This is a genomic window from Acinetobacter sp. M5A5_2a (assembly GCF_053345265.1).
The window spans coordinates 106,534-126,994 of the sequence record NZ_JBKEZV010000009.1 but is presented as its reverse complement, the minus strand read 5'-3'; the positions used below and the strand labels follow the sequence as shown (position 1 = coordinate 126,994).

19 protein-coding genes, 1 pseudogene and 1 riboswitch are annotated in these 20,461 nt (G+C 39.5%); of the genes and pseudogenes, 8 read left to right on the top strand and 12 right to left on the bottom strand.

Annotated features, from left to right (window positions below; translation table 11 throughout):
- Positions 1-16 precede the first annotated feature (16 nt).
- Complete coding sequence (locus tag ACLBWE_RS12755; RefSeq protein ID WP_424614461.1) at positions 17-913, bottom strand: LysR family transcriptional regulator; 897 nt, start codon at positions 911-913, stop codon at positions 17-19.
- A 99-nt stretch (positions 914-1,012) separates the two neighbouring features.
- Between ACLBWE_RS12755 and ACLBWE_RS12750 the strand changes: the two genes are divergently transcribed.
- From ACLBWE_RS12750 to ACLBWE_RS12735, 4 genes are all read left to right on the top strand, one after another.
- Positions 1,013-2,353, top strand: a complete 1,341-nt coding sequence (locus ACLBWE_RS12750; RefSeq protein ID WP_447603293.1) for an MFS transporter — start codon at positions 1,013-1,015, stop codon at positions 2,351-2,353.
- Complete coding sequence (locus ACLBWE_RS12745; protein ID WP_447603291.1) at positions 2,346-2,747, top strand: hypothetical protein; 402 nt, start codon at positions 2,346-2,348, stop codon at positions 2,745-2,747. Before ACLBWE_RS12750 ends, ACLBWE_RS12745 begins: the two co-directional genes overlap by 8 nt.
- A gap of 102 nt (positions 2,748-2,849) precedes the next feature.
- Positions 2,850-3,794: an ABC transporter permease gene (locus ACLBWE_RS12740; protein WP_056479072.1), complete on the top strand. Its 945-nt coding sequence runs from the start codon at positions 2,850-2,852 to the stop codon at positions 3,792-3,794.
- A complete protein-coding gene (locus ACLBWE_RS12735) occupies positions 3,794-4,675 on the top strand; it encodes an ABC transporter ATP-binding protein (protein ID WP_447603288.1) in 882 nt (293 codons plus the stop codon). Before ACLBWE_RS12740 ends, ACLBWE_RS12735 begins: the two co-directional genes overlap by 1 nt.
- A 51-nt stretch (positions 4,676-4,726) precedes the next feature.
- Here the strand turns inward: ACLBWE_RS12735 and ACLBWE_RS12730 are convergent, their stop codons facing one another.
- From ACLBWE_RS12730 to ACLBWE_RS12710, 5 genes are all read right to left on the bottom strand, one after another.
- On the bottom strand, positions 4,727-5,749 hold the full coding sequence (locus ACLBWE_RS12730; RefSeq protein WP_447603286.1) for an ABC transporter substrate-binding protein: 1,023 nt from the start codon (positions 5,747-5,749) through the stop codon (positions 4,727-4,729).
- Positions 5,746-7,557, bottom strand: coding sequence for an allophanate hydrolase (gene atzF / locus ACLBWE_RS12725; RefSeq protein WP_447603284.1), 1,812 nt, complete (start codon positions 7,555-7,557; stop codon positions 5,746-5,748). The genes ACLBWE_RS12730 and atzF overlap by 4 nt, the downstream gene beginning before the upstream one ends.
- A gap of 12 nt (positions 7,558-7,569) precedes the next feature.
- Complete coding sequence (locus tag ACLBWE_RS12720; RefSeq protein WP_032070478.1) at positions 7,570-8,004, bottom strand: CopG family ribbon-helix-helix protein; 435 nt, start codon at positions 8,002-8,004, stop codon at positions 7,570-7,572.
- A 4-nt stretch (positions 8,005-8,008) separates the two neighbouring features.
- On the bottom strand, positions 8,009-8,134 hold the full coding sequence (locus ACLBWE_RS12715) for a hypothetical protein (RefSeq protein WP_447603282.1): 126 nt from the start codon (positions 8,132-8,134) through the stop codon (positions 8,009-8,011).
- A gap of 190 nt (positions 8,135-8,324) precedes the next feature.
- Entirely contained in the window at positions 8,325-8,678 is a 354-nt protein-coding gene (locus ACLBWE_RS12710; RefSeq protein ID WP_151745320.1) for a winged helix-turn-helix transcriptional regulator, read from the bottom strand.
- A 92-nt stretch (positions 8,679-8,770) separates the two neighbouring features.
- Between ACLBWE_RS12710 and ACLBWE_RS12705 the strand changes: the two genes are divergently transcribed.
- Positions 8,771-9,307, top strand: coding sequence for an NAD(P)H-dependent oxidoreductase (locus ACLBWE_RS12705; RefSeq protein ID WP_447603279.1), 537 nt, complete (start codon positions 8,771-8,773; stop codon positions 9,305-9,307).
- Between the two features lie 40 nt (positions 9,308-9,347).
- Here ACLBWE_RS12705 and uca read toward each other — a convergent pair whose 3' ends face one another.
- From uca to ACLBWE_RS12685, 4 genes are all read right to left on the bottom strand, one after another.
- Positions 9,348-12,953, bottom strand: a complete 3,606-nt coding sequence (gene uca, locus ACLBWE_RS12700; protein WP_447603277.1) for an urea carboxylase — start codon at positions 12,951-12,953, stop codon at positions 9,348-9,350.
- A gap of 2 nt (positions 12,954-12,955) precedes the next feature.
- Positions 12,956-13,609, bottom strand: coding sequence for an urea amidolyase associated protein UAAP2 (locus tag ACLBWE_RS12695; protein WP_447603275.1), 654 nt, complete (start codon positions 13,607-13,609; stop codon positions 12,956-12,958).
- 15 nt (positions 13,610-13,624) lie between these two features.
- Positions 13,625-14,365 carry an urea amidolyase associated protein UAAP1 gene (locus tag ACLBWE_RS12690; protein ID WP_447603273.1) on the bottom strand — a complete coding sequence of 247 codons (741 nt, stop codon included), beginning with the start codon at positions 14,363-14,365 and terminating at the stop codon, positions 13,625-13,627.
- 28 nt (positions 14,366-14,393) lie between these two features.
- Positions 14,394-14,489: riboswitch (guanidine-I (ykkC/yxkD leader) on the bottom strand.
- A 295-nt stretch (positions 14,490-14,784) separates the two neighbouring features.
- Positions 14,785-15,735, bottom strand: a complete 951-nt coding sequence (locus ACLBWE_RS12685) for a 3-hydroxyacyl-CoA dehydrogenase NAD-binding domain-containing protein (RefSeq protein WP_447603271.1) — start codon at positions 15,733-15,735, stop codon at positions 14,785-14,787.
- 203 nt (positions 15,736-15,938) lie between these two features.
- On the opposite strand from ACLBWE_RS12685, the gene yddG reads away from it, so the two are divergent.
- Positions 15,939-16,865, top strand: a complete 927-nt coding sequence (yddG, locus tag ACLBWE_RS12680; RefSeq protein ID WP_198078085.1) for an aromatic amino acid DMT transporter YddG — start codon at positions 15,939-15,941, stop codon at positions 16,863-16,865.
- Between the two features lie 32 nt (positions 16,866-16,897).
- On the opposite strand, the gene ACLBWE_RS12675 is transcribed toward yddG, so the two are convergent.
- Positions 16,898-17,971, bottom strand: a complete 1,074-nt coding sequence (locus ACLBWE_RS12675; RefSeq protein WP_447603268.1) for an alpha/beta hydrolase — start codon at positions 17,969-17,971, stop codon at positions 16,898-16,900.
- A 229-nt stretch (positions 17,972-18,200) separates the two neighbouring features.
- On the opposite strand from ACLBWE_RS12675, the gene ACLBWE_RS12670 reads away from it, so the two are divergent.
- Together ACLBWE_RS12670 and ACLBWE_RS12665 are read left to right on the top strand one after the other, a co-directional pair.
- Positions 18,201-18,632: an SRPBCC family protein gene (locus ACLBWE_RS12670; protein WP_045125272.1), complete on the top strand. Its 432-nt coding sequence runs from the start codon at positions 18,201-18,203 to the stop codon at positions 18,630-18,632.
- A 361-nt stretch (positions 18,633-18,993) separates the two neighbouring features.
- The gene (locus ACLBWE_RS12665) at positions 18,994-19,227 is read left to right on the top strand and encodes a hypothetical protein (protein ID WP_003651015.1); all 234 of its coding nucleotides are present in this window, start codon (positions 18,994-18,996) and stop codon (positions 19,225-19,227) included.
- Positions 19,228-19,280: 53 nt separating this feature from the next.
- Here ACLBWE_RS12665 and ACLBWE_RS12660 read toward each other — a convergent pair.
- Positions 19,281-19,835 (bottom strand): annotated as a pseudogene (locus ACLBWE_RS12660) (TetR/AcrR family transcriptional regulator).
- Positions 19,836-20,461 lie beyond the last annotated feature (626 nt).

Sequence of the window (20,461 nt, the reverse complement as noted above, 5' to 3'; positions counted from 1 at the left end):
TTACATATTTTTTAGTTTATCTAAAAGAAAGACGGGCTACCAAAAAGTCTATAAATGCCCGAGTTTTGGCTGGTAAATTAGAAGTACTAGGGTAAAGTAATTGAATATTTTGTAACGGTAATGAGAAATCAGGAAATAACCGAATTAAGCGGTTTTGTTGAATATCTTCATCAACTAACCATGCTGGGCAAATCGCAATACCTAAGGATGACAGCGCCATTTGATGAATTGCGGTTACCGAGTTTGATTCATACTGACTTCGAATAAAAGGTAATGAATATTGCTCGCCTAAACTATTTTGCAAAATATATTGTGAATCTTGCCAATTTAATAAGGTATGACCAATCCAAGGAACATCTGCCAAATCGGATATATTTTCTACAGGATGGTTTTGTATAAATTGCGGTGTAGCCACAAGATAAATTGGATATTCCCCAATTTTTCGAGTTTTTAGAGATGAGCTTTTTAAATTTCCTAGCCTTATAACAAGATCTAATTTTTCAGTGACTAAATCATCAAGCGATGAATTAAATGAATACTGTATGCGTAAATGTGGATAAAGCCGACAAAACTCAGGAAGTAAAGGCAGAATAAAACGTTGACCAAATTCATTGGTTGATGAAAAACGTAAAGTGCCTGTAATGCTTGTGCCTAAATGTTGGCTTCGCTCAAAAGCCTCATCAATCTGAAGCTGGATTTGTTTAAAATCTTGATAAAAATGCTGACCTATTTCAGTTAATGCAATATTACGGGTATTTCGAATTAAGAGACTTGTATTTAACTGCTTTTCTAATTGTTTTATATCAATACTGACCATTGATCGGCTCAGTCCCAAAATTTCGGCAGCCTTAGTAAAAGATCCGGAATCGACAACTTGTAAAAAACTAGTAATTTGCTTGAGATTTTTTTGCACAATTCAGCCGATTGTTTGAAATTATTAAACAATGATTTTACTTCGCTTGCATCGACAATAAAAGAGCCGAATCTTACCCTGCCTGCAACGGAGGTAGGTATGTCTTATCGATATAAAATAACAACGGTGTTTTTACTTGGGTTCTTTATTGATTGCATTAACATTTTTATGTCAGCAATTGCATTACCTAATATTGCATCATCATTTTCAGTTAGCCAATCCATAGTCGCATGGGTAACAAATGCGTATATTCTCGGCCTGATTTTAATCATGCCCATGAGTTTATGGTTAGCCACCAAACTTGGGAACCAAAAGTTATTGTATTATTCGATGCTGTTATTCTCGATAAGCATTTGCTTTATTGGCTTTAGTGAATCGATTTATAGCTTAATTTTTTGGCGTTTTATTCAAGGTATCGCTGGAGGTTTATTAATTCCCGTAGGCCAAGCTCTCGTATATGCCTTATTCCCCAATCAAGAACGCCAACGCATTTCTACAATGATTATGGCAATTGCCTTAATTGCTCCAGCTTTTTCACCCGCCCTTGGTGGTGTGATTATTGATTCATTGAATTGGCGATGGGTATTCTTATCTAACCTTCCATTTTCTTTACTTGCATCATTTCTAGCGTGGCTATGGGTAAAAAAAACAGAGAATATGTCGAGTGAAAAACCAGACATAAAAGGCTTGGTTATTTTTAATATAAGCCTGTTATGTTTGTTACTCTCATTTTCATTCTATGGGGATTATCACAATCTCACGTTGGCTATAAGCAGTTTTCTAATTTCGGTGGGAATGCTGATTTTTTACATTCAACATTCGAAAAAAATCGATCATCCTATTCTTAATCTTCAGTTATTAAAAAATAAAAATTTACGCAATGCATTTATTGTCTATTACGCTGTTCCCGGTATTTTTACAGGCGTTAATTTACTCAATATTTTTAATTTACAGGTTAACCTTGGCTTTAATGCAAAACAAACTGGCTCATTCATGTTGCTCTATGCAGTAGGTGCGCTGATGGCAATGATTAGCGGTGGCTTGCTCTATCAAAAAATAGGAAAGAAATATTTACTTATTATTGGCATTACCCTTCATAGCCTTGGAATCTTTTTCTTATTTTTTATTTCAAACACTAGCCCCATAAGCTTTTTAGTATTCGCCTATTTAGTGATGGGTATGGGAGGCGGCTTAAGCGCCAATATTGCCCAAATTAGTTCGTTAATTGATTTCAAGGGTCAAGATTTACTACAAGGCAGTGTACTCTGGAACATCAATCGACAAGTTTCATTTAGTTTCGGTACTGTTGTTCTCATTTCAATATATAACTTGATATCTGGCTCAACTGATCTCATTCGTTATCAACATACATTTCTTGTTGCAGCAGTCCTCTGCTTACTTTCACTCATTCCCATTTTAAAGGAGAAAGCACATGTCTAACCAAATGGATCAAGCCATTCAAAGCGTGATTGACCTACACGTTTTGATCGAAAATGTATTTACAGGCCAAAATGCAGAACAGAGTCTTAACCCGCTTTTAGATAGTTTCGATCAAAATTTTAAGATGGTCACGGTTCAAGGTCAGAGCATTAGTTTAGCCGAAGTGAATAGTTTATTTAGCCAAAATGTTGGGAAAAAGCCTTCTTTAAAAATTACCATTCTTAAGAGCACAGCTTTATACGAATTTGAAAATTATTGTTGGGTGCAATATCAAGAGCATCAACAAACGAATGAAACCGAGACAGTACGTACTTCCACAGCCTGCATTAAAGTAGAAGGCAAAAAATGTTATTGGGTTTATTTACATGAAACTTTAGTTCCACTCCAAAACTAAAAACTAAGTCATATCACTCACCTTAAAGATGGCACTTATTTTGCTTAACAATATTACGTTTTATGAAAATCGTAATACTGATCAAAATGGGGAGCTCTCGATATGGGTTATGTTGCAAAGGAATTTACGCGAAAGAACAAGCTGATTCTCAGTATTTGTTCTTTCGTTATTCCAATATGTCTTTGGTGCGCAATCAGTTACTTACCTTTTGTTTGGCATCCTCAAGTACAAATCACGAGTTCGGGAAGTGTTTCTTACTTACAAGTAGGAAGTCGTGTTGATAAAAATGTGTTCTATCTCGAAGCACAAAATGCAGTCAATCGAAATTCTGCACCACCACAAGGTATTTTGGTCAATCCGATTTATTTACCCGCTCCTCATGAAGTAGCTCAAGCTTTGGTGACTGCATTTACTACGCCACCCGAACAACCTGATTCGCCGTGGTTTCATCAAAGTTTATGGCACAGTATTAAACTGGTGTTTTCCGCCTTTTTTATCTCTTCGCTTATTGGAATTCCACTGGGTATTTTGTGTGGTTTTTCTAAGCGAATATCACTGTTAACAGAGCCTTTTGTCGAGTTTTTCCGTTACTTGCCTGCACCAGCTTTTGGTGCACTTGCAGTGGCAATTTTAGGGATTAATGATGCCCCTAAAATTGCAATTATTGTGATTGGTACGCTTTTTCAGCAAATTCTAATTATTGCCAATACCACCCGAATGGTAGATCGGAGCCTAATTGAAGCTGGTTATACGCTTGGTACCAATAAGCTCAAAAGTTTATTCCATGTGGTGATTCCTGCTGCCTTACCTGATATTTATCGTGACTTACGTGTGCTATTGGGCTGGGCTTGGACCTATTTAATTGTTTCAGAGTTGATTGGTACGACTTCGGGTATTACATGGTTTATTACCCAACAGGCACGCTATCAAAACTTTGACAATGTATATGCGGCTATTTTGATTATTGGAGTGATTGGACTGGTCTGTGATTGGGTATTAATGAAGTTAGGTGAGCGGATGTTCACTTGGAAAGTAGGAGCAAAATAATGAATGATTCAACATTTAACGCACATGAATACTTTCAAAAAATTTATGAACGTCCTGTTATTTTAGAAGCTAAACAACTGAGTCAAGTCTTTAAGCACGGACAAACCGAACGTACTGTTTTAAATAAGCTCAATTTAAAAATTCACAAAAGAGAATTTGTTTGTGTGATTGGTCCTTCTGGCTGCGGCAAATCGACGCTGAGCCGTGTCATTGCGGGTTTAGACCCATACCATAGTGGAGAAGTTTTAGTAGACGGTGAATGCATTACGGGACCATGTCCTGAACGCGGCATGGTGTTTCAGGGCTATACCCTTTTCCCTTGGAAAACTGTAAAAGAAAACGTGATGTTTGGTCCGCAAATGCGCGGAGCTAGTCAAATGACAGCCGAAGCTCAAGCACGTGAATGGATTAATATTATTGGTTTAGAAAAATATGAAAATCAGTATCCACATCAACTTTCTGGTGGCATGAAACAGCGCGTTGCAATTGCGAGAGCCTTGGTTAATCAACCTAAAATTTTACTGATGGATGAACCTTTTGGTGCGCTCGATCCACACACTCGTCAAAAAATGCAAAAACACTTAATGGATTTATGGCAAAACATTGATATCACCATTATTTTTGTGACTCATGACATGGATGAAGCCATTTTACTGGCAGACCGAATTGTGGCACTCAAAGCCAATCCGGGTGAAATTAAGGAAATTATTGAAGTTAATTTACCGCGCCCACGTTCACTCGATTTAATGAGTACCCTTGAGTTTAAACAACTTCGTTCAAGGGTTGATTATCTAGTTCATGCTGAAGAAGATGAGCTTGACCCAGCTTTACAAGACTTACCAAAAATACCGCGTATGACTCAAGTCAGTACAGAAAAATAATAAAGACATTAAAAAGCCCAAGTTCAACTTGGGCTTTTTAATTTATTGGGCTTATTTGAGTTGTTCTATCAGTGTTGGATAAATCAGCCCATCTACATTTTGTTCGGTTTTATAAATCCCATTTTCGACGTTAAATTTATTGACGTGATAAGTAGAGCCATAAATCGAGTCAAAGCTTTCTGATTTAGCAAATACCTTTTTATTGGCATTGATATCTAATAGATGCGTCCCGCTGACCATCAACTCATATTGTTTCGGGTCGACTCCTGAGCGGTTTGCCATGATTTTGACCGCATCGGCATGGGTTGCAGGATCATTAATATATTTAACCGTTTTGTCCCACACCTGAATGATTTTTTTCCATTCTTCTTGATGGGCCGTTAAATGGCTCATGTTGACAGTTAAGGTGTCATAAATTAAACCCGGCTTGTCTTTAGAGGTATAGATAATTTTAGAACCCGCTACGGCTTTTAATGCCTGCCCTGCAACAGGTTGCCAAACAGCAATCGCGGAAACATCGGGGCTATTGAACACTTGAGGTAATTGGTTCGTCGCTGAGTTTACTAGCTTCACCTCACTCGCTTTAATGTTATGGTCGGTCAAAGCAGTTGCTAGTAAAAGATGATCAACCAAGCCTTTTTCAACACCAATCGATTTTCCTTTTAAATCTTGAATGGTGTTAATACCCTCTTTTGCAATGATGACATCATTACCCGCAGAATAATCTGTTGCCATGATCATCATGCCTTGAGTACCGCCCGAAGCGGTCACCAAGTTATCGCCATTGGTGACCAAAACGGCATCAAGCTGATTTGCTGAAAAGGCCGAAAGAGAAGCCGAATAATCAAACCATTTAAATTCTACATTTAGCCCCGCTTCTTTTAACCAACCTTTTTCAATAGCCACTTGCCAAGCCACCCAACCCGGCCAATCGCTATAGCCAATGGTTATTGGTTTTGTATTTGTGGCTGCCTGAGAGTCTTGTTTAGCCTCGGGCACTTTAGCTGTATTGTCACACCCACCCAATATAACTGCCGATAAAATAGATACGGATAAAAACGCTTTTTTCATCATATATAAACTTCCCCAACATTTTTACTAACAACACTTTGAGCGGTTTGATTGAGTGACTGTATATAGGCTCGCCAGCCTCCAAGATGGCTAATATCGGTTGCATCATGAATGGCATAAGCTTCGCAAATAAAGCCTTTGACCCATGTTCCATCTTTTAATTTGAGGTTCCCAATACCAAGTGGTGCAGGTACTTCAGCCACAATCGCTCCAAAATTTGCTAAAGGAACATCCCACACTTCAACTTCAATAGAAGTACCTGTCGCATCACATTGCAGCCCCGGTTTTGGTGGCGTGGTATTTTTTAAAGCAAAGAGCTTATAAGTGTCTGCTGTCTGGGTTTTCTTGAGCAAAGTGGCATTGCGACTAGTGAGCTGAAAATTAAGTGGCATGCCTGTTAAGTGCGCTCCGACGACAGCAAGCTGCACTGAATGACTCGACTGGATCTCTATACTTTTTTGATAATGTTGAGTTGATTTACCCAAACTCAGCGGTGTTTCGGTTTGCCAAAACTGGGCAAAATTTGCCAATGCCTGATCGTGCCAAGCCGGTGCAATAAAGGTTACCCCGCTTGGTAAACCATCCTCACGCAGTACATTTGGTAAGGCTAAAGCTGAAAGATCGGCAAAATTTACAAAGTTGGTATAGGCCCCCATGTGCGCATTTTTAGTTAACGGATCGGCTTCAACTTCGGCAATGGTATAAATGGTTGGCGCTGTCGGAACCATCAATGCATCAAAAGGCTGTAACGCCAAATTAATTTTTCGCGCCAGTACAGCGCGGTTATATTCAGCTTGAAGTGCATCTGTTGCTTTGAATTTATCTGCCTGCGCAATAATTTGAGCAATGACTGGATGAGCCTTTTCACGTGTTGTCATACGTTCAACGGCGACTGTTCTTTCCGCTACCCATGCATCATTATAAAGTGCAGCAGCAAGCTCATTAAACGCGCTGAAATCTATACTCTCAACTTCATAACCCAGCTTTTTTACGCGCTCGACTGCAACTAAAAAGGCTTTTTCAGATTCAAAATCACCATAAAACTCAAGCTGAGCAGGAATAGCTATTTTTCGTTTAGAAAACTGAGTTGGTACATTGGCTGGATGTGCTCGTGAATATTCATCTGTTTCATCATAGCCCTGCATTAAGTTGGCGACTGTCCAAGCGTCATCAATATGCAGTGCAAAAATAGAAATGACATCAATGGTCCGACATGCAGGAATTAAACCTGTGGTAGAGAACCAGCCCTTTGTCGGTTTTAGGCCTACAATATTGTTATGGCCCGCTGGTACACGGCCTGACCCCGCCGTATCAGTCCCCAAACTAAAAGGCACAATACCGTTAGCAACCACCACCGATGAGCCTGAGCTTGAACCACCGCTAATATATTCAGGATTAAAACTATTTTTTACTGCACTATAGGGAGAACGAACCCCAACCAGTCCAGTCGCAAACTGATCGAGGTTGGTTTTACCCACCACAATCGCCCCTGCTTTTTTCAACTTGGCAACTACAGTGGCATCTTGCTTAGCTAAATATTGAACCTCTTTACAAGCAGCAGTCGTATGAAAGCCAGCGACATCAATGTTGTCTTTAACTGCAAATGGCACACCGTATAGAGGTAGGTCAGCAATATTCTGGTCTTTTAAAGCATCAATTTGTGATTGAATCTGCTCAACGGAGGCAATTTCAATCCATGCATGATCATCATTTTTAATTTCTGCAACATAGCCAACCAAATCTTTAAGATGGATATGCCCGTTTTGATATGCGGTTTTCCAGTCTTGAATTGTCCATAAATTTTTCAACACGCTACTCCTCATTTAGTCATTTTGCTGTATAGGCGGCATCACGGCATCCATCAGTTCTAAATGCCCTTTAATCACCCCTTTCAGCACAATAAATTGCTGGCTAATTTGTCTAAGCTCAGAACTTGCGCCCTGCATTAACATGACTTGCAATATCTTTTGTTGGTCGAGCTGAATATGAAGTGAACTAATCACCTGTGTTAAAAACTGTTGTTGTAAATCGACCAATTGATTACGCAAGGTCATTTGGCTAGCGTCATAAAGCAAAGTCAAGGTTCCTACCATGACTTCATTGGCCTGTGCTTGCTCTGCAATCAGATGTTTATTAATCATGTCGACAATGGCTTGCGAGCGACTTTCATAGTTCTGCTCAACAATTTTTTGGTCGAGTGCGTTGAGGGTCGTTTCAGGTACGGTAATACTGATTCGAGCTAACTTTTGTTTTGCCACAGTCTTATCCTTTTGTTTTAGTCGGATAATTGTTTTGTTTGATATATACGCCTGCACGAACGCTGAGCAATTCGACTAAAAAGGCTTTTAAATTTTGCTTTGGTTGAACCACGGGTTTTACATCGTTCATATCGCACCTCTAGCTTGGTATTACCAAATTCAGTTTTTGTATTACTGATAAGAGATGCAGAAAATGTGCCAGTTTTTAAGCGTGGTTTTGATAGGCTTGGCAGAAATTTGTGAGTGATTTTTGGGCAAAAAAAAGCCCAATGCACAGGGATGGGGCTAATATTTAAGTTTTAAAAACTAATTTTTTAATGTTATTTCGGACTAATCATCGTATGTGCCCATACCGATAAAGACTCTAAAACAGGCTTGAAAGTCTGGCCCAATTCGGTCATTTCATAGACAACTTTAATCGGTGCTTTTTCACCATAAACAGTTCTAGAGATTAAGCCGCTTTGCTCTAGCTGTTTAAGTTGGAGGCTTAAAGTCATTTCTGTGATGGTTGGCATTAATTGATTGATTTCATTAAAGCGTTTTGGCCCATCTTTTAGATAATACAAAATAACGCCTTTCCATTTCCCCCCCACCAAATCCATAGCCATACTGATATGACATGGATAAGTTTTTCCATTCATGGTGATTTCACATTTATTTTCAGTATTTGCCATTTTTAACGCCACCTATCAACTTTGATAGTTATTGTACACTCATACTATAAAAATTATAGTGACTATGATTTTTATAGCTACAAGGCATTATTATGGCTTTACTTATTTTGGCCCATCCCTACTACGCTCAATCAATTGCAAATAAAACGATAGTGAATGAACTTATAAAAACCTATCCGGACCTTGAAGTGCGAGATATTTTCCAGCTTTATCCAGACTATAAAATTGACGTGAGTGCTGAACAAGAAGCGTTATTACGCCACGACACGATCATTCTGCAATATCCAATGTTCTGGTTTAATATGCCGGCAATTTTGAAGTTATGGTTTGATGAAGTCTTTACGTATCAGTTTGCTTATGGCTCTCAGGGCGATAAATTAAAAGATAAAAAAGTCATTATTAGTATGACAGTCGGGCAAAAAGAAGCCGATATGGTGAACAACCGAGAAAACTTAATTGATAGCTTTTTAAAAGCGGTTCAATATTCAATTCAATATACGCAAATGCAATTAAGCGCCACCTACTTGCTTTATGACGTATCACCTTTATCAGGTAATCCAGAGTCGAAAATTAAATTAGAAGCTGTTGAACATGGTCATAAAGTATTAAAGCATTTGACCGAAGCATAAGGTTTAAAGAGAGCATCGATATTGATGCTCTCTTTTTAATTTAGGCCACAGGTGCCAAAGTAAATAATACTTGTCCTGTTTTTACGGTTTGCCCTTTTTCAATGGTAATAGTTTCAACTTTCATGCGTTCAGGCGCAATAATCGGGATTTCAATTTTCATTGCCTCAATTACTGCAAGGGTTGCACCTTCTTCAACAATATCTCCCGATGCACATTCGATTTTCCAGATTGAGCCCGGCATATGCGACTCAACTGCACAGCCCCCTTCAGGAATAACTACGGTTTCACCTTCATCAACAGCATCTAGACTTTCAGAGATATATTCTTGTAAACCAGCTTCGTGCCAACGGCGTCGTTCAGCCTCGAAATTGGCTTGTTGCATGCTCTTAAAGGCATGAATGCTGTCTTGATGTGTTTTTAAAAACTCGTTGTATTCTTTTAAATTGAGCACGCCATGTTCAATGCGAAGTTGTAGACGGCCTGCCTTAAAGTCTTCACGCATTTGCAGAAGTTCATTCTCGGAAACTTCATAAAACTTAACTTGGTCAAAAAAGCGCAGTAGCCACGGTTTGCCATCTTCGAAGTCGGCATTTTTACGGTAACGGCTCCACATTTGGGTGGTACGGCCAACAAACTGGTAGCCACCCGGCCCTTCCATGCCGTACACACACATATATGCACCGCCGATACCCACGGCATTTTCAGGTGTCCAAGTCCGCGCAGGGTTATATTTTGTGGTGACTAAACGCTGACGTGGGTCGAGTGGTGTCGCAACTGGTGCACCTAAGTACACATCGCCTAAACCCATCACTAAATAATTCGCACTGTAAACCACATCTTTAACCGCTTGCTTTGAAGCTAAACCATTAATACGGCGAATAAACTCGACGTTATCTGGGCACCACGGTGCATCTGGACGAACAATTTGTGTGTAACGCTCAGTTGCAAGTTGAGTCTGCGAATCTTCCCAAGCCAAAGGCAAATAGACAGTCCGTGAAGGAACTTGCATATTTTGAATGTCGGGTAACTCGGCTTCTGCTTGTTGAAGTTTCTGTAAAAGCTCAAGTTGATCGAGCTGGATTGAATCAAAATGAATTTGTAGTGAACGGATACCCGGTGTTAGGTCAATAATGCCCTGAATGTTTTGATCTTTAACCCATTGCATAAGTGCATGAATACGGAAGCGTAAATTTAGATCGAGTACTAACTCACCATATTCCACCAACAAATAGCTATTTCCTGCTGGTCGATAGGTCACGCTTGGTAAATCAGTTTCACCCTCTAAAGTTGCCAGAACGGCATCTTTTAAAGTGTCAGGTTCTGCTTGAATGGTTGGGTTGAAATCAATACTAGTTGTATCAGTCTCGGTTAAGCTTTGATGATATTTTTGGTCAAGTGCTTTCGCTTGCGCATAACTTACAGGTACAAATTTGACTTTATCGCCTGCTTTAAGTTGCCCGATTTTCCAAAGCTCGGAATGAATCACCACGGCAGGACATACAAAACCGCCTAAGCTCGGACCATCGGGACCAAGAATAATTGGCATATCGCCCGTAAAATCAATTGCACCAATGGCATAAGCGTTATCGTGAATATTAGAAGGATGTAAGCCTGCCTCACCGCCGTCTTCACGTGCCCACTCAGGTTTTGGCCCAATTAAACGAATGCCTGTGCGGCTTGAGTTATAGTGAATTTCGAACTCATTGGCAAAGAACGTATCAATATCTTGTTTGGTGAAAAAATCTGGCGCGCCATGTGGGCCATACATCACTGCAATTTCCCAGTTTTGGGTAAAGCTAGGAATTTTCGCTTGAGCTAAGGCGGTGGTCGATTGAGTGGAATATTCAGTAATTGGCAGCATATCACCAATTAATAAATTACGGCCTGCGTGCCCACCAAATTGCCCCAAAGTAAAAGTCGCCTGTGACCCTAAATACTCAGGAACATCGAAACCACCTTTCACGCCTATATAGCTGCGACAACCTGAACGGATAAGTCCACATTTTAAAACTTGGCCTTTTTTCACATTGATGGTTTGCCACATCTGCACCAATTCACCATCAAGTTTTGAAAGCATATCACCGCCCGTAATCACAATTTGGCTGTCACAGTGAAACTTTAAAGTTGGCCCTTGTAAGGTACATTCAAGCCCTGCCGTATTTGGTTCATTAGCTAAAAGCTGATTTGCTACAGTTAAACTGAGTGGATCGATTGCACCTGATGGCGGCACCCCGACATCCCAATAACCTAATCGACCTGTTACGTCTTGAATGGCAGTTTGAATACCAGCTTGCAAGACCTCAATTTTTTGAGTTTTCCATTCAAATGTATTTAAAAAACGAGTGGTTTGAGTACCTAAAGCAAACACATCGCAAGCAATAATGTTTTGTAAATATTCCAGATTGGTTTCAATGCCTGCGACTTGCGTGTTGGCAAGACTAGCACTCATTGCCTGTATGGCTTGCTCTCGGGTTGCAGCAGTCACAATGATTTTAGCAATCATCGGGTCATAAAAAGACGACACCGTTGAACCGGTTTCTACCCATGTTTCGACCCGTGCTTGCGCGTCAAATTTAACATGCGTGAGTAAGCCCGCACTGGGTTGGAATTGTTTAATCGGATCTTCGGCATAAAGACGAACCTGAATAGAGTGTCCTGTTGGCTCTAACGGTTCAGTCGGTGCTGACCAGTCACCACTTGCCAAAGTAACCATCCACTCGACTAAATCGACGCCAAACACTTGCTCGGTCACACCGTGCTCAACTTGCAAACGCGTGTTAACCTCTAAGAAATAAAACTCTTGCGTTTCGGTGTCCATGACAAACTCAACTGTGCCTGCCGAGCGATAGTTCACTGACTGCATCAGTTGAATCGCAACTTTTTGAAGGTAGTCACGTTGCTGTTCATTTAAGTGAGGCGCGGGTGTTTCTTCAATCACTTTCTGATTACGGCGTTGCACCGAACAATCACGCTCACCCAAGGCTAACACTTGCCCTTGTCCATCACCAAAAATTTGAACTTCAATATGGCGTGCATGTTGTACAAATTTCTCTAGGTACAAACCCGCATCTTTAAAATTGACCTGCGCCAAATAAGACACGGTTTGATAGGCATCTTTTAACTCTGTTTCGTTCCAGACCAGACGCATGCCAATACCACCACCACCCGCGGTACTTTTAAGCATGACCGGATAACCAATACGAGCCGCTTCGGTCAAGGCTTCTGCTTCGTCTGTAAGAAGTGAACTACCCGGAAGTAAAGGCACGTTGCTTTTAATAGCGAGTTCACGGGCCGTATGTTTTAAACCAAAATCGAGCATTTGGCTTGAAGTTGGCCCAATAAAAGCAATGCCTTGGCTTTCACACAAATCACAAAACTCGGCATTTTCAGACAAAAAACCATAACCGGGGTGAATGGCTTCTGCACCAGATTGTTTTACTACCTCAAGGATCTTTTCAATATTTAAATAACTTTGATGCGCAGGTGCAGGACCAATTAGAAAAGCTTCATCGGCCAAAGTCACATGTAACGAATCACGGTCGGCTTCGGAGTAAACAGCCACCGAAGCGATCCCGAGTTTTTTAAGGGTGCGAATTACGCGACAGGCAATTGCACCGCGGTTGGCAATCAGAACTTTTTTAAACATGCTTACACCCCTTCCGCTTCACGGACAACCAGTTGAATTTTGGTTGGGTTATAGGCATTACATGGGTTGTTTAGCTGCGGACAATTGGAAATTAAAACAATCAAATCCATTTCTGCCCGAACTTCGACATATTTCCCCGGAGCTGAAATTCCGTCATCAAATTTAAGCTGACCATCTGGCGTAACAGGCACATTCATAAAAAAGTTAATATTTGGGCCGATATGACGGACATTTAACCCATGCTTTTGTGCAATTGGGTGTTTTGCCAAGGCATACATAAAATTGTTACGGCAACTATGCATTGGGTAAGTTTCATGTGCATAGCGAACCGTATTACTTTCACATGAACAGGCACCGCCAATGGTGTCATGGCGACCACAGTTATCATCATGAATAACCGCAATTGGGCGGCCCAAGTTACTGTAGAGCTTCGTACCCTTTTCTAAATAGATTTGTTGGTTGATAGCCAAAGTGTCCATTGCACTATAACGCTCAGTTGGATTTTCGGCACTCATAAATAAAGTATCGACCGCTTGGTTTCCCTCAAGGTCAATAATTCGAAAATATTGGCCCTTTTTAACCTCGCACATCCACGCTTCACCCGCAGGACAAACTTCATTTAAAACTGCTTTTTCAAATGATTGTAAAACTGTCATGATGCTTCTCCTGATTTAAATATTACTAAGTGCGTAGTAGCGGGCTGTGTTTTGAAACGCACGCTGATTTTGCGAACATGCATCACGACAAATATCGCTATCTATTAAGGAGTTGGCTTTAAATAAACTCAGTTGAATATCGGCAGGTTGATAGCTTGAGCTGGTGTCTAAACCATGCGGTGCGGCAGATAAAAATAGCAGGCAGTCCATTTCAAAACGCAATTCAATAGTTTGATCGGTGTTATCAGAACTGACATATGACAAAGCACCGCTTTCATCTGCCGCAACTTTAGAAAATAGATTAACGGCGGCACTGAGGTCTTGGCTTGCAAGTCCGTATTTGCACATTTCAATGAGTAAACTGTCTAAGCCATTTTGGTACATATCATTGCGGGCATCTTGAAATGTACGCGTTCCAAATTGCTTTTCAATTTGTTCGGGTCGGCTTGGACCACAGAGTGCATCGTTCCAACCATGCTCATCATGAACAATGGAAGCCATGACACGACCAAGGTCTGAATAGAGCACATTTGAAGCTTTTAAATAGGCAGTATGTTGCCCTTTTAAACTGTCAGGCATGTTAAAACGTTCAAGCACATCGGCAGCATTTACACAAAACAAAGAAACATTTGCCTGAGCGCCAAGTGATTTAAAACTAAGAATAGTTCCCTTTTGAATACGGCCCGACCAGTGATGTCCACCAGGTAAAAGTTCGGTCCAAATCGCCTGATTGTTATGATAATTTGCAGTGTTCATAGCTACTCCTGTCGGATAGTTTTAGACTTCCTCCCGGGCTTTTATCCCTCCGTGTAGTTCGCTAGGAACCGTGAACTCTCGGTCCAGTCATACATGAAGTATCGGAACCCTAGATCACTTTTGATTGTTTATGACTATGCAAAGGACATGCCAGCTTAGTATTACGTTTTTGGTTAAAAGTAATACTAGACTTGAGCAATTTGGGTGCGGTTTAAAATAAAAAGTAAAAAGCTGCACTAAAAATTGTGCATTTCAAAGCATCAGTACCGCATCGACACCGCAGTAATTGTCTCTATAGAGATTTCAGTAACAATTAATGAATACACAATAATTTCAGCTAGGAATGTTTTTCTTATTGATCTAACAAAAAGCCAATCATCTCTACAGTAAAATGATTGGCTCTGCCGTAAAGACTGGGCTTAATCTAACTTGAGCTGCTGTCTGAGCTTTAAGATATCCACCAATCCTTTATCTCTGGTTTGGTATAAATCGATATCTTCATATTGTGTTAACAACTGGTTGGTTTCTGCTTCCAATAACTCTGTTGTCTCGTCTGAATGTTGAAATGTGTGCATATCATTCCACCATTCTGTCATCGGTGGTCCTAAATGATGAATAGCCTCTTTAAAACCCTTTTGGTTTGCAAGCTGCATATTAATATAGGGACCAAATAGCGCCCATCTTAAACCCGGCCCACTGGTAATCGCGATGTCAACATCTTCGGCAGAGCACACCCCTTGTTCAACCAGTGAAAAGGCTTCTCGCCATAGCGCAGCCTGCAAACGGTTTGCCACATGCCCTTTGACTTCTTTATTTAAAACGATTGGGTTCTTACCTAATTGTTTATAGAACTCGGAAGCTTGTTTCAAAACTTGTGGAGACGTCAAATTACCACCAACAATCTCAACCAAAGGTAAAAGATGAGGCGGATTAAAAGGATGCCCTAGTAAAATACGTTCAGGATGTTGAGCCTCTTTTTGAAAATCAGACACTTTTAAGCCCGATGAACTTGAAGCAATAATGGTATGTTCAGGGCAATATGAAGTGATTTCTTGATATAGCTTTTGTTTTACATCCAAACGTTCAGGGGCATTTTCTTGAATAAAATCTACATCTGAAACTGCATCTTTTAAGTGATTAGAAATTTCCAGATTAAGTAATACATCTTGTAAAGAATGGCTATGCTCAGAGTTTCTATCCAAAGCCAATAAATCATTTAAATTTGCAGATATTCTTTTTTTAAAAATCGCTTCATCTATAGGATACGGGTCGTAAACCTTAACTTTAAATCCTTTATATAAAAATAAGGCGGTCCAACTTGCTCCAATTACACCTGTACCTACCACACCAACCGTTTTAATAACTTCCATATTTCCCTCGTAACAATGTTGTGTTATTCGAAATTTCTTTACCCAATTGAATGCTTAAATAAACATAGCAGATTCAACCAATCAATAAATTTAATTGTTTATATTTTATATAATTTGTCCTATATTCCTGCTTGAAAAATTTATTCCTTTCGCCAGCACAGCTTAATCTTTTACCATTTTCTAACCGTTATTTACTGAATTTTATGTCAAAAAATCTAGCAACATTGATTGGTCTAAGCGCCATTCTCATGTGGGCATCTATGGTCGGCCTGATGAAACAAGTCAGTGCCGCCATTGGACCTGAGCTAGGTGTTACGCTTATTTATTCTTTAAGTGCGCTACTGTTGCTTGCCATTTTCAAAGTTCCAGACTTTAAGCAGATTTCCAAAAAATATTTAATATTGGGTACAGTCCTGTTCGTTGCTTACGAGCTGTGTTTTTCATTTGCGATTGCTTACTCTCAAAGCCCTCAACAAGCAATTGAAGTCAGCATTGTTAACTATCTGTGGCCGAGTTTAACGGTTTTGGCTTTTGTTATTTTTAAGGAATTAAAGTTTAATTTTCTTATTATTCTCGGCTTACTTATTTCAATTTCCGGCATTATTTTTATTCAAACTGGAAGCGGTGATTTTAGTCTAAGTAGCATTGTCGATAATTTGCATAGCAACCCTTTGAGCTATATTTTGGCATTTGTAGGTGCCATTATTTGGGCTTTTTACTGTGTACTCACCAAAAAAATGAGTAATGGGCAAAACCCGATCTCTATTTTCTTTGTTTGTGTCGCACTAACGCTATGGCTCAAGCTGCTTCTCTCTGGGCAATTCGCCATTCCTTCAATGGATATTCCAACTGTAATCACCCTTTTAATTGCATCCGCTGCAATTGGCTTTGGCTATGCGGCATGGAACATTGGCATCATTCATGGAAACATTACCATGCTTGTGGTTGCCTCTTATTTCACCCCGATTATCTCGTCTATTTTGGCGATGTTTGTTTTACAAACTCAATTATCTTTGAGCTTTTGGCAAGGAACAGCCATGGTTACGGCTGGTTCCTTTATTTGCTGGATTTCAACCAACTGGTCTGTGATTCAACCTTTCTTTAAAAAATTAAGAAATAAAAAACCGTAACGAGCAGAATTAAAACGGGTCATAATTACTCGTTATTTCACCGTAGTACTGTAAAAGCTATCAATGGCATCAACCATTTGAGATAAACCTGGTTGCTCTAATGGGTAATGCCCTGCATTTTCCAATATTACGGTTTTTACAGGTACCTTCTGAATACGGCTAAGAAATGGTGTACTTAAATCAAGTGGAGTCCAACGGTCTTTTTCCGGTTGAGTTAACAAGACTGGGCACACATCAAACTCTTCAGGCGTCACTTCAGGTTTATAATGTATATATGAGTCTAAAAATGTGAGTGAAACCGAGTTACCAGCCGAGGTTTTATCTTTCATGAAGGCCTTTAAAGCCTCTTTATTGTTCACCAAAGTACTCATTTTACTTGCCCAGCTCATTGGAATCCGCATTGAGGCCAGAGGTGTTTTTGCAGTTAAATGCGCAATTGGCGTCCCTACTCGACTCATAAATAAGTTACTTGCTACAGTGTCTGTAACCTTCTGGCTACTTGTGTCAAGAAAGGTCATTCCCACAATTGCTTTCACTTTTTTATTCTTGGCCGCAACGTGATATGTCAGCATTCCACCTGCGCTTAAACCATAAAGCACAACCGGACGACTATCTTTTGCTAATTCAATATCAATTAAATCACTACCAGCCTGTACCCAATCGTTATAGCTAATAACCTTGCCTTTGCTAACTTGAGTTACACCATAGCCCGGCATATCGACTGCTATTGTTTCATATCCCCGATTAGCCAATGGTTTACCTAAAATCATCGACATTTGTCGGCCATTCGTACCTACACCATGAAATAAAATCACTTTAATTTTTGCATTTGGATTTCGATAAGTATCCAAATGGATGTTATTACCATTCCAAGCCCACCATTCTTCTTTTGGTAATTGGTCTTTGGGAATATGAAATTCTTGAGGAAGAAATTGTTCAATTTGTTGCCAAGCAGCTTGATTTTGATAACCCATTGCCGAATCTCCTGATTTTATTTCTTTAGCGGCAGATGCACTTGTAACACAGACTACAAGGCCTATTACACTCAGTTTACTTATTAAATACCCGATAACACCTGCGGGCTTTGTTGGTTGAACAGCATTCATTTTTGTTGTACTCGTTCTTATCCCAAGCATAGATATTAGGCGTTTAAATTTTAATTAACCATGTTAGGTTAAAGCAGATGTTTTAGTATTTAGGTCAATTGATAAATTCAGGCTCTGAGTGCTGAAGACTCAAAACTCCGACGGATTAGAATTCCCCCATTGCCCAAAGCGTGCTAATATCCAAATTCTGACATTCACCAATGTCAAAATTATTTTCAGAGGGAACAAGATGTTAAAAACTCAAAAAATCAACATCGTACAAGAATTTGATGCACCCGTAGACAAGGTCTTTGCCGTCTTGAGTGAACATGAAAACCTGAGCAAACTTTTCGCTCCTGCTAAAGTGACTCGCATTAGTAACGGAAAAGACGCTCGTAATGGTGTGGGTTCTGCTCGTAAAATGTCTATTCCATTTACACCTTCTTTTGTAGAAACAAATTTAGTCTACAAAGAAAATGAACTGATCGAATATGCAATCACAAGCGGTATTAGCCCAATTAAAGGTCACCGTGGTGTAATGAAGTTTATTGATTTGGGAAACAACCGTACTCGTTTGGATTACACCATTAGCTTTAAAGGACGAGTGCCTTTTCTTGGCCCGATCATTAAAGCAGCTCTACAGAATGGCGTAAGCCGTGGACTTAAAAAACTTAAGTTTTAATCGAGACATATCAAATAAAAAGCCCAACTAAGGGCTTTTTATTTAGCCACAAAAACAAAAGCCGACTCGTTAAAGTCAGCTTAATACCACAGTGTGAGAAAATTGCTTAAATAGTTATTGTTCGTGGCAATCTTCTATCTATTTTCTTTTTCTAACATTAATTTACACCTTGGTTATGACGGTTTGATTAAAAAGAAATCAGAAACACCAAATAAAATGCAAATTAATTCACTCTTAATAGAATAAATGTAAATCAATTAACATTTATTAAAAGTGATGTATATCAACTACATCTTTAGAAATTTTCTAAAGTTTAGTATGCTGAAAATAACTTACTAATTAATAGAAAATAAGCAATACAATGGAACATCAGAGTTTGTTAAAGGAATTAAATTCGCTTATTGAATATTATTCCAAAAGAACAGATTGTCCACCTACCAGAATTCGTATAGGTTACAGAGCCTATGCCAAACTCATGCAGAATCCAAAATTTGCTGATGAAGTGACAAACTCTGCTTTAGATCCAAACAAGCGTAAATATAAAAAGATGAAAATCAAAGTCACGAAAGATGACGATCAACTAGAGCTCGAATAAATAAAAAGCCCAATGACGGGCTTTTTACTTTTAGAAAGTGTGTGGATTTCTCTCTAAGACAGCATTATTAAAAAATAATTTAGTAGCTTGTCTCGCTCATCTACACTGTTTTTACTTAAAAGTTGAACCATTGCCCCATCAATCACGAACAAAAACATGTGGGCGTCTTTCATTGAAACCGTACTTTTGACGGTTAAAAGCAGTTTATAAATTTAGTTGATTAGCCAAGTTCTATATTCAATCACCACGCTATAGGCTTTTGGGTAGAGCTTTTCAATTTCAAAAATGGCTTTAAAGGGTAAATGATAAAAGCCATTTAAGTCGACATGTAAAAGGTAAATCTGCTTGAGTTTATCAAGCGCCATTTGCTCTTTGTATGAATTAAGAATGGAGAACACTTTTACTTTGAGCGCATCTTTTTGAAAAGTGAGACACATCTCGATCAGTCGTTCTTTTGAATGAAAGTCGTTATAGAAAGTAGCTTTGGGAATTTTGGCTTCCGCAATAATTCGGTCAACACCGACCTTATGAAAGCCATCTTGATTAAATAAATCTTTTGCTGCGTGAAGCACGCGCAGCGCTCTAAATGAAGATTCTAAATTTTTCATGTATACCGCTTAAAATAATTTTTTGTTGTATCTAAAAGAGATAGAAATGCCGTCACTCTTAAAATGAGTGCTAAAAAAACAGGCATGCAAAAGCGGCACAGGAGGTGTGCTCGCCTATCTCGGTTTTATTGTTGCTATGATTTTTGAGTCGTAACGATTCTTAAGAAGTAGAAAACCTAGAGTCGATTAAACCGTTTTAAAGACCAGTTTGGCAGTATGGGCAGAGATAGTTTGGCAAAGGCCAATAAATGAGAAGAATTAGTACGCATAGCGGACTCCTTTGTTAACAAAAGAAATCCTGCCGATCACTGCTAAATGATGGTGGCAGGACGAAAGAGGGTTAGCAGACTGGCAACAAAGAAACCAGCACACCCGAAGGTGTCCCCCTTCCGCCCTACCGTAGAGAAAAAGGGGGCGAACGAGTTCACGATACACAAAACTAGGTTTCGAATATCGTCTTTGTTAAATAGGGTCTGCTAAAACCCGCTAGCAATGTAGGCTAGCCCGCAAAGGATAGTATTCACTTTTGTTGTCGTCAAGCGTGTGAAATGACAATCGTATTAAAGTAGAGCGGTTGGGGGAAAAATGATTAATAGTAAGAAGTTTTTTATCTAGGGTATATTGAA